Annotated in this window: 8 protein-coding genes; 1 reads left to right on the forward strand and 7 read right to left on the reverse strand. The window is 40.2% G+C overall.

Going from position 1 to position 10,042, the window contains the following annotated elements; translation table 11 throughout:
- Positions 1–47 precede the first annotated feature (47 nt).
- Both QZ379_RS10730 and QZ379_RS10735 read right to left on the reverse strand, forming a co-directional pair.
- Positions 48–821 (reverse strand): hypothetical protein, encoded by a 774-nt coding sequence (locus tag QZ379_RS10730; protein ID WP_291564345.1) that lies wholly within the window; start codon positions 819–821, stop codon positions 48–50.
- A 498-nt stretch (positions 822–1,319) separates the two neighbouring features.
- Positions 1,320–1,943, reverse strand: coding sequence for an HU family DNA-binding protein (locus QZ379_RS10735; RefSeq protein ID WP_291564347.1), 624 nt, complete (start codon positions 1,941–1,943; stop codon positions 1,320–1,322).
- Positions 1,944–2,278: 335 nt separating this feature from the next.
- On the opposite strand from QZ379_RS10735, the gene QZ379_RS10740 reads away from it, so the two are divergent.
- Positions 2,279–2,572 (forward strand): hypothetical protein, encoded by a 294-nt coding sequence (locus tag QZ379_RS10740; RefSeq protein ID WP_291564349.1) that lies wholly within the window; start codon positions 2,279–2,281, stop codon positions 2,570–2,572.
- Positions 2,573–2,636: 64 nt separating this feature from the next.
- Here the strand turns inward: QZ379_RS10740 and QZ379_RS10745 are convergent, their stop codons facing one another.
- The 5 genes from QZ379_RS10745 to QZ379_RS10765 all read right to left on the reverse strand — a co-directional run bounded on the left by QZ379_RS10745 (position 2,637) and on the right by QZ379_RS10765 (position 9,306).
- Complete coding sequence (locus QZ379_RS10745) at positions 2,637–4,184, reverse strand: ATP-binding protein (protein WP_291564351.1); 1,548 nt, start codon at positions 4,182–4,184, stop codon at positions 2,637–2,639.
- Positions 4,185–4,762: 578 nt separating this feature from the next.
- Positions 4,763–5,074, reverse strand: a complete 312-nt coding sequence (locus QZ379_RS10750) for a hypothetical protein (protein WP_291564354.1) — start codon at positions 5,072–5,074, stop codon at positions 4,763–4,765.
- A 175-nt stretch (positions 5,075–5,249) separates the two neighbouring features.
- Positions 5,250–6,851: a hypothetical protein gene (locus QZ379_RS10755; RefSeq protein WP_291564357.1), complete on the reverse strand. Its 1,602-nt coding sequence runs from the start codon at positions 6,849–6,851 to the stop codon at positions 5,250–5,252.
- Positions 6,852–6,881: 30 nt separating this feature from the next.
- A complete protein-coding gene (locus QZ379_RS10760; protein ID WP_291564359.1) occupies positions 6,882–7,910 on the reverse strand; it encodes an HlyD family secretion protein in 1,029 nt (342 codons plus the stop codon).
- 1 nt (position 7,911) lies between these two features.
- A complete protein-coding gene (locus QZ379_RS10765; protein WP_291564362.1) occupies positions 7,912–9,306 on the reverse strand; it encodes a TolC family protein in 1,395 nt (464 codons plus the stop codon).
- Positions 9,307–10,042: the final 736 nt, after the last annotated feature.

Genomic DNA, 10,042 nt, shown 5'->3' on the forward strand with positions numbered 1-10,042 from the left:
ATATTAATGTTAGAAATTTCATATGACTATTATTATTTGTTGGTAATTTATTTATAGTTCTCTGCAATTTTTGATTTCTCAATAGGTATTTTATATTTGTTCTTAAATCCATCTATTATAATTGAAGCGAATTCTTCAAAAATAAAAGGAGATATTATAACCTTTTTAATTACAGAAAAAGGATTTATATCTATAAGTATTTTTTCTTCTTGACAAAGCACACATAAACGAACCTCCTGTTCGTCCCTGTAATATACAGATTTCGTAAAAATATCTTTTTGAGGATTCCCTTTTATCCATTCGTTAGTACTGTATTCTACATTTGATATTAAGATATCGTATTCGTCTGGAACTTGAATGTTTTCTATAAGTTCTTTTAATGTTGTTTCTATACGACAACCTACATTTTGATAAGCGTAAGTCTTCCACATAAGGTAATTCTCATTAGCCTTTGCATCTCCATAATTGTGTTCATCGTAAGTCCAACAAGATATACACGAATTATAAACTTCATAATTAAAATTAAACCTTTTCTTTGCTAATTCTTCTTTCTCTTTCTTATTTTTATGAACACAATCCATTGGGAATAAATACTTGAGATTACTTTTATATCCTTTTTCTACCAAATCTGTAAATGTATGACGATTGGCAATATATAGTTTCTTTCTTATAAGCATATTCAATAAATGTTCAAATCGCATATATTTGTAAATGGATTTGTTTAGAGCCTCTTCTGTAGATACCGATGGGTGTAGAAATACACCTTTATGTATTATATAACCTTCATTTCTGAAGTTATTAATGGTTAATCTGTATTTCATAGTTTTATTATTTTTAGTTTTTATAAAACGTTAGGTGTGTTTTTAATTGATTGTTATATTGGGAATCGATTGACAATAAAAAAAGCGTGGGAAATCTTATTATCACTCGTCCTACTCTTTAAGGTCTTCGCATTGCCCATCACAGTCTATTGAACGAGCAATGCAGAAGCCCACGCTAATATATGTATAATACCTTACATACTTTTAAGAAAGTATGTTGGTGCACATACATACAACGCTGACATCTACTATTGCTTTGCCTTGGACTGTGAATTAAAAGTTGCGAAGTTTTAAAGAGTCAAAGTCAAAACGTTAAGTAAACGTCTTCTCGTAATATATAAAAATCTATTATACATAGAAATTATGTATAATAAGATGTTACAAAGTTAATAAAAATAATATGAATGGCAAGATTGTAATGAAAGAAAATGTGAGATTTTTCATTATAAATGAGTTCTTCTATGATGAATATAAATGTAGTGTATACAGTTCTTCACTTTATTTCTTCACATAAACCTTATGCGTCTCCAACCCCTTCATAGCAATTCCGGACTCTGCATCAGCAGCCCAAGCTTTCAGTTCCTTTGCCGCAGTAGTACGGTTAAGTTCTGCCATCTTTAAATATTCACTCACTGTAATGAAAGGATTCTCTTCGAGGTATCTTTTTACCATTGCCAATCTCTCTTCGGCAGTAGTTTTAGGCCTCCTGCATTTCTTCACACCTGCACCTCGTTCGAGGTCGCAAAGAGTGTTTGTTTCGTTGATAAGTGTCCTGTCCGCACGGAAGTTTATACCGCCTATCTTTATGCTGGCGGCATTACGGCGAGGGGAGTTTCCTTCGATTTCTTCTCTTTCCTTACCTTTCTTGAGGGATAGTGTGGGAGTGAAAAGACCTATTCCCTCGATTCTTACCGAACGGCCTTCCGCCATGAAACGAGCCATGGCTCCGGCTATAAGGTCAAGTGCTCCGCGAACTTCGCCACGATTGAACGTTGAACCCTTGATGCATGTTTCCACCAGTTCTTCAGTTTCGCATGTGCCTGTAATTTCCATTCTCGGATAAAGTAATGTTTCGCCCTCTTTCCTCATGTCGGGCATTTCCTGCATGAAATATTTTGCCATAATTAAAAGGTATTAGCTGTTATTAAATCAATTGTTTCAGTTCTCTAAGTTATAAATTTCCTGATATATTCTGTAAATACAAGTTATATCTATATAAATATAGCTTGTGTTTTTATAAATATAAGTTGTATTTATAAATCAAAAATCTTTATATATAGATTTTGTAAGCACAAAAATAACTTTTAATCGGCAGATTTACAACTTATTACGCGGATAAATGCGGACATGTAGGAGGTATGTTGTAATTTTTATACAAGACGATATAATTTATAGGAGAAAGCTTGTATCAAATAGTGCTTTTTATTACATTTATAGAAATTTGAAAATCTTTCTGTATGGGAACTTTAGGGTGCATAAACGACATGATGCGTCGTGACAAAGAAAATCGTGAACTGAGAAACAGAAATCGCGAACGGATGAAGGAAACGCGCGACCGTCTCATTGAGGTAGGAAAGGGGCGCGGACTTCCTGATGTATCTGCCGAGGAAATAGAACATATAAGGAAAAATACGGTAGAAAAGGAAAAAGCTGACAGGGACAAACTTTTTCGTCTGAAACTGAAGTTTGCGGTAGTTGTAGGTGTGGTGCTATTGCTGTGCTATTTTGTTTATGTGCTGATAATAAAATAGGTAGCACCTGTGAGAGGGAGGTACTACCTGTTTGTGATTACTCTTATTGTTATCAAGAGGATTTTTACTCAATAATCCATTTTTCTATACCTTTGATAGTGTTGTTGAAATTGACTCCTACCTTTATGAGTTTTCTTCCGTCTGAGGCAAAAGGTAGTGCATATTGCTTGTCGTTGATTTGTTTTATGGCCTCTTCTGCTGTGCCTTCCAGTTTGAATTCCATGACGTAGATATAGTCGTTTGTCTTCACAACCATGTCTATGCGTCCGGATGATGTATGGTATTCCACTTCGGTATAGAATCCGAGCAAACGGAAGACGATGAAAAGAACATTCTGATAATGCAGTTCCAACTGACGTGTCAGCTCGTAAGGTATATCTGCAAAGAAACTTTGCAGGCGGGTCATGAATCTGTTGATTTCTCCTTTTCTTACATCCTGAACAAATGATATTATCTGGAATGATGATTTTCCTGGTTCAATAGAGGCATAATATGGCAATAGGAATCTTGTGAATCCGTCTTCCACTTCGCGGTTTGGAAAGCCGAGGTTGTATGTTCTGAATTCCTTATCATATCCTTTTATAGTGAGATAACCGCTTTGATAGAGGATAGGTACAGGGTTTGTGTACATAGAGTCTATCCCTCCGAGTGTATCGGCAAATGCTACTTCTTCAGTCAGACTGTAGAGATTATAACTACTTCTTTTGAGTAGTTCCACTAAGAATGTTGGAGTACCTGTCTCGAACCAGAAGCTTCCAAATTCACGGCTTTTCATTACGTTGAGTATGCTGAAAGGATTGTATATACCTTCAGGGCTGCTACTGAAATGGTAACCGTCGTACCATAGTTTTAGTTTCCGGCATATTTCTTCGTATGTCATATCGTTTCTTTCTCCGAGGTCTTTTATTTCATCGGGGAAGTAATGCAACAACTCTTTTTCCGTTATTCCGCAGAGGTTGTTGTAATCTCTAAGAATTGAAATATCCTCTAAGTTGTTAAGGTCGCTGAATACGCTTACTTTACTGAACTTTGTTACTCCTGTTAGCAGTGCAAATCGCAGATATTGGTCGCTGCTTTTAAGAACTCCATAGAAGGCTTTCAGTGTGTTGCGGTATTCGTCCATGAGTTCATCATTGCCGATAGCCTGAAGCATAGGCTTGTCGTATTCGTCGATAAGGACGACTACATTACGTCCGGTTGTTATACTTATCTTCTCTATAAGGTAAGAAAATCTTTCTTCCGGAGAACGGTCCTTTTTTTCATCGCCATACATCTGTTCCCATTTTTCAAGATGTTGGTTCAGTATTGCAGTAGGTGAAAGTTTGTCTTCGTATTTTTTTGAATTCAGGTCAAGATGCAGAACCGGGTATTCTTTCCATTCAGTTTCTAACTTTTCTATGGCAAGCCCTTTGAAAAGGTCTTTCTGCCCAAGAAAATATGCCTCAATGGTCGAAACGAGAAGGCTTTTCCCGAAACGTCGCGGACGGCTCAGGAAATAGTATTTTCCTGTTTTCACCATTCTGTATATGAGCTCGGTCTTGTCTATATACAGATAATTCCCTTCTCTGATTTCTCTGAAATTTTGTATGCCTACCGGATAAAGATTGTTCATAATAGAAGTTTGCTTAACTATATTACACAGTATCACAAAAGTAATGTTTTTTTTCTGATATTGCAAAAGATGAGTCTTTGCAAACATTTTTAAAAACCTTTTAAACAGTTTTTAAAACTGAAACGACGAAGTCACAGATTTGTTATACGGATTATAGGTGGTAGTTCCGCACGAACAGAGACATACGGAAAGACAAAATAATGCGATGAATATGAAAACTTTCATGTAAATTAAAAATTAGTATTTACAACAGATTATTACTCAATATTTTATAGGTAATAAGTCAGAAATATGGTCGTTATCTTTAATGGTACATTCAAAAGGGTGAAGATTTAACGCTTTTATTAATTCTTAACTCATTTTGAAGATGACAATATAGTGTTTCCTTCTTTTTTCGGTGCTATTCACTTCCAATATTTCACTTTATCTCATTAATCAAATCTCTGCAAAAATAGTATACCATCAGTCGCAAACATAATTTTTTATTCAAATATTTTTCATTTACTTCAATTCATGGGAAAGTCCCTGCAAAATATTGGAAGTTTGCAGGGACTTTCCCTCTTTAATAAGACGAAGCATCAACGCTTATCCGGTATTCCATAATCCAGCCAATGGCTCGGAACAACACGTGGTTTGACTAAACGTTTTAATTCAAATGTCAGACTGCGAACCTCTGCCAATTTGCGTGAGGCGTTAGGAACAATTTTATTTAATTCCGCACGTTGACGGTCGACTTCTGCATTAAGCCTTTCTCCTTCATTTACAGCGGCTTCCAACTTCTGCAAATCATCTATGCTGATTCCATAGTTTTTTACAGTTTCCAAATGTTCTTTTAAACCTTTGACTAAAGTCCGTGCCTTGTCCAAATACATTTCATTCGTCTTTGACATAATTTTCAGATTATTAGTTAGCAAGGATTAATCCGTCCCTTGCATGACGGTTATACAAAAATAAAGAAAAAAACGCAATATTTGCCCGGGAAATTACGGTATTTACATGTTAAATATAACAAATACAAACACTTATAAGCGATACCAAAGTGAGGGTATAGCATTGTACAGTCTCCTACTTCCTCCTTGCAAGATACTCAATGGCATAAACCGGCCAACGTGGTACTTTTCGGATATTTGTACGGACAGTGGGGATGTCGCACAGCAAGAAGAGAGCTGCAAGAGCTAGGGCAAACCAAATGACATAGCCATATACCTGTTTTATTGACACCATCATCATAGAGTGCAGGAAATCGTGCCCAATGTACTCACCGAAATCAAAATGTGCCATATTCAAGTGAGTGAGTGTAAGTTGCTGTCCGTAACTCATCATATTTTCGTTCATAAGATGCGAGAAGATGGTGGTATAAATGCCATAACCTGCTGCTCCAGCCAGATACATATGTAGTATGTTGAACACGAACAGACCCATGAAAAACTGTTCAAGGCTGGGTACCGATTCGTCTAAAGCCCACATCAATGCAGGGGCAAGTATAGCATAAGCAAAACCTCGCAAGAATATGGCAAGTCGGTACTGCTCAATATTGACATTCATGTCCAGCGTGAAGTACATCAACATACCATAGAACGCAATACAGATAAAGGCGATTCCGAAGAGTTTCCATATCTTCCATTTCCTGACTTTCAGCCAATAGAGATCCAGCAGGATACCGACGTACATACCGGGTAGTACCCACATATACTGTGCTTCTTTGGTCAGTTCCTCCAACCGTATGACCTCACAGTAAAGTATCTCTTCCATTGTGTGCTCAGCACCGAAAGCAAGTTCGGCAAAGAAAGTTACAATGAGAATAGGTACAACGTTGCGACGTGTAAAAAGATTTAGTTCGACGTAAGGGTAACGGTAGTAGTGCAAACGGTAGAGCACGATGCCGAAAAGCACAATGGCAATACCTATAAGGAGGCGAATACGGAACGTATCTAACCACATGAAATAATCGCCATACACCACGATGTACGACACCACCAGCATCAGTCCACAGATGAGCAATGCTCCTTGAAAGTCAATTCCCTTAAGTGACAGTCGCTGTGGCATGGGACAGAACGGGCGACAGAAGACTGTTTGTATGATTAGCACGAACAACATGGTACCTATAGTAAAGACGTGCATCATCTGCCAGGTGAAATGATGTCCGAACCAGGCTGCCAGCCATCCACTACCCTCAAGGGCTGTGAGAAGGATAATGTGTAGCACAGGGAAGAAGACAGCGAAATCGCGTCGGGGAGTAATCCAAAGCTGGATGTTACTCATACACTCGAACGTTCCTTGTATCTTGGCCATTCCGGCAATGAAGCACACTACCGTCAGTATTGGCATAGACTGACAATACATTGTCAACATATTACATACGCCAAGAACAATGGCAGAACTGCAAAGCAACTGTTGGTTGGTGAAACGGAACTTCATGCGGAAGAGCATAGGAAAATACACAGCCATGCCCGCAAGTGTGGCATAAAGCAGGAAAAGTATGTCCTCAATCATGAAGTTGGTGGTACCACGGATGCCATCCAGCGCACCGAGGTAAACACCTCCGCTGAACTGAAAGCAAAAGGCGGTCAACACGTACAGCCAGGGCTGGATGCAGCGGGGAACCCACCCCTTCATCATCGGCATGGAAAAGCCCATACTGGGAGGAGGACCACCGGCACTCTTCATAAAAAATTCTGTTAATTGTCCCATTGCGCATTACTCCTTAACGATACATTCTACATTATAACCACCCTTTAGCTTGGCAACATCACTGCTCGTGTCGAGCTTGATACGTACGGTAACACGCTGTTCTACTTTCACAAAATTGCCGGTAGCATTGTCGATAGGAATAAGTGAGAAGGCACTGCCGGTAGCATCGGAAATGCGTTCCACCGTACCCGTATATTCCACATCAGGAACGGCGTCAGCTGTTATCTTCACCTTATTGCCCACCTTGATATGTGGTAACTGGCTTTCCTTATAGTTCGCCTCAATCCAACGTTCATCCTTGTCAACGATACTCACCAGTGTCTGACCCGGATTGACAAGCTGCCCAACATGGATGTCCTTTGCGCCTACAGTGCCGTCGCATGTGGCAATGATATAGCAATAAGAAAGATTAAGGCGGGCAAGATCGACTGCACGACGGGCCAGTTCTATACCCTGTTCCGAAGCAGAAAGATGATGTCCCTGTTCGGCTACGACAGCCGACTGCATCTGTCGTGAACGAACAGCCTGCTCATAGGCAGCCTTGGCACTCAGATAAGCCGTATGTACCTTGTCATATTGTTGTGGGGTGACGGCATCTTGGCTGAGGAGGTTCTTGAAACGGTTATCCTCGCGCATGGCATTCTCCATCTGCGCACGTGCCGATTCGATACCTGCCTCTGTAACGGTCATGCTTGTCTTTGTAGTAACGATGCTGCTTGCCGTTCCTTTCGAGCCCTGTTCCGCACGGAGAAGGTCTGTCTCGGCCTGAGCCAGTCGCAGGCGGAATTCTGCATCCTCGATGATAACGAGTGTATCACCCTTCTTTACCTGTTGAAAATCAGTAAAGCGTACTTCACGGATAAAACCTTGCACACGGCTGCTCTGAGGAACGACATTCTGACGGACACGGGCATTGTCGGTAAATTCTCCACTGCCGAAGTGCATAAACTGACTGACCACATAGACTGCTCCGCCCAAGAGGCAAAACACAATGAGTGTATTATATAAATAAACGTGTATCTTGTTCTTTTCCATTTTATAAAGTATTTGTTACGTATTTGAGTTTATAGAAATTATAAAGCATACCGATTCGGGCATTGACCAGTGCCATTTCGGCAGAGAGTTTCATGTTAGAGGCATCAACCATATCGGTAAGGAGTGCAAGTTCATTCTGATAACGGTTTTGCACCACGGAGTAATTCTGATTGGCAAGCTCCACCTGCTTCTGCTGTGTCTTCACCTCGGTGTAGGATGTCAGCAGGTTGGTGTAGTTTGCCTGTACTCCATTCTCCACCTCCTCATGTGCCAGGGCGAGTGCTTCCTGCGACTGCCGGTGTTCGATACGTGCCTTGCGGATATTGTGTTTATTCTTCCAGAGACTGCCAATGCTGAATTTTACACCTATCCCGACAAACCACACGTTTACATTGCAATCTTTCGGAATAAGGTCTTGTGTATAGGGCCCATAGAGTTGATTCTCTGCCACAACGGCTACCGAAGGCAATGATTCCGCTTTGACCTGCTTCACTTTCTGTTCCGCCAGATTTGTGGCAACTGTTGCCTGACGGATGCCAAGATTGTTGTCTGCTGCTGTCTGCTGCCATGTCTCTTGGGCAGCGATTGCCGAGAGTGCATTTATTTCGGTGTCAAGTTCATTTTTATCGGGGACTATAACTGTTTGCTCCGGTAAATGAAGTGTCGTGACCAACTGATGGTTGATGACGGTAGAAGCATCCTTGAGTTTTGTCAGCGTGAGTTCGAGACTCTGTAACTGAAATTCATAGCGGGTGATGTCGTTCTGCAGAACTGTACCTTCCCCACGGCGGGCTTTCATTTGCTCAATCTCCTTCTGGGTCAGTGCGATATTCTGGCGGACTACCTCCATCTGATTGTCCAGCTTGCAGAGGTCAAGATAATAACCTGTCAGCAAGAAACGTACTTCCTGACGGTTCTTCTCCACATCGAGTTCCGCCATTTCCTTGCCCAGTTCCACCATTCGGATACCCGAACGGATAGCACCACCGGCATACACAACCTGCGATACTTGAGCCGTAAAACTGTTTCCCCAGTGTGGAGTGTCCTGTTTGCCGTTTGCTAAGGGAACAGTTCCCACACCCGGGACAATGTAATCAGTCATTCCACTGCTCGAAAAACCTCGTGACAGCATGAATGCGTTGCCCGTATAACTGCCCTGAAGGCTCAAGTCCACACTCGGCAGCAAAGCCGATTTGGCTGCTGCCACCCCTTCGTTGGCTGCCCGCAGAGCGACCTCGCTTACTCTTACCTTCTGACTTTGCCGGTCGGCAAGGTCGTAAAGTGTCGTGAGTGTCACCACCTGCACAGCCCTCTCTTGTGCACATATAGGCACACAAAAAGCCCCTTTGGCTATTAATGCAATAGTCAAAGCGGAATAAGCCATAAATTTGTTCATGAAATAAAATTAGATGTATTGTTGTCCATTATTCTTTTCCTTTAAACGTTAACTATAAGCCGTTAACCTTTGCTCATTCCCTCGGAAATACTAATAATGAACTGAGAGTCCGGACAGCATAGAATCTGCCACAATGCGCTACTGACGGCCACATCAGGGAATAATATAAAAAGATGAAAGCCGAAATTCGAGCACTATTGATTAAGAAATCCAGTACAAAAGTACAAATAAAATTTCAATTCTGTGACTCAAAAGTGCACTAATTCTTGATATATGATGCATAACCTTATTCAGACAAATTTATTAGTTTGGGGTAGTGACGCACTGTTTAATTTATCATTCTATCAAGGATTTCAGTAAAGCAGACAGTCGCTTTATAATGTACCAACAGCTATATCCATTATAGTTAAAACACTCTCAGGCACCTTTATGGATAAAGTATAGCTATCTGAAACTTTGCCTTCTTCAAACAATATTATTTTAGATGGAATGGTTTGTGTTTCCGTCACTTCAAAAGGAGAAAAAGCTTTTTTGAATGTTAAAAAAAATAATATATCATATGAGATTGGTAATGAATCCTTTCACCCGGTCTTTAATACAAGAAACAATATACACGAAAAAAAACAAATAGAGTTAAGAGGCAATATTCTTATATGGATTATTTTTATACTTTTGTAGATTTTCCTGACTTTATCACTTTTTTAAAATTTTCTCATGAACCTGCCCTATAGGTATC

The organism is Bacteroides sp., assembly GCF_019417265.1.
In the GTDB taxonomy this organism is placed as follows: domain Bacteria; phylum Bacteroidota; class Bacteroidia; order Bacteroidales; family Bacteroidaceae; genus Phocaeicola.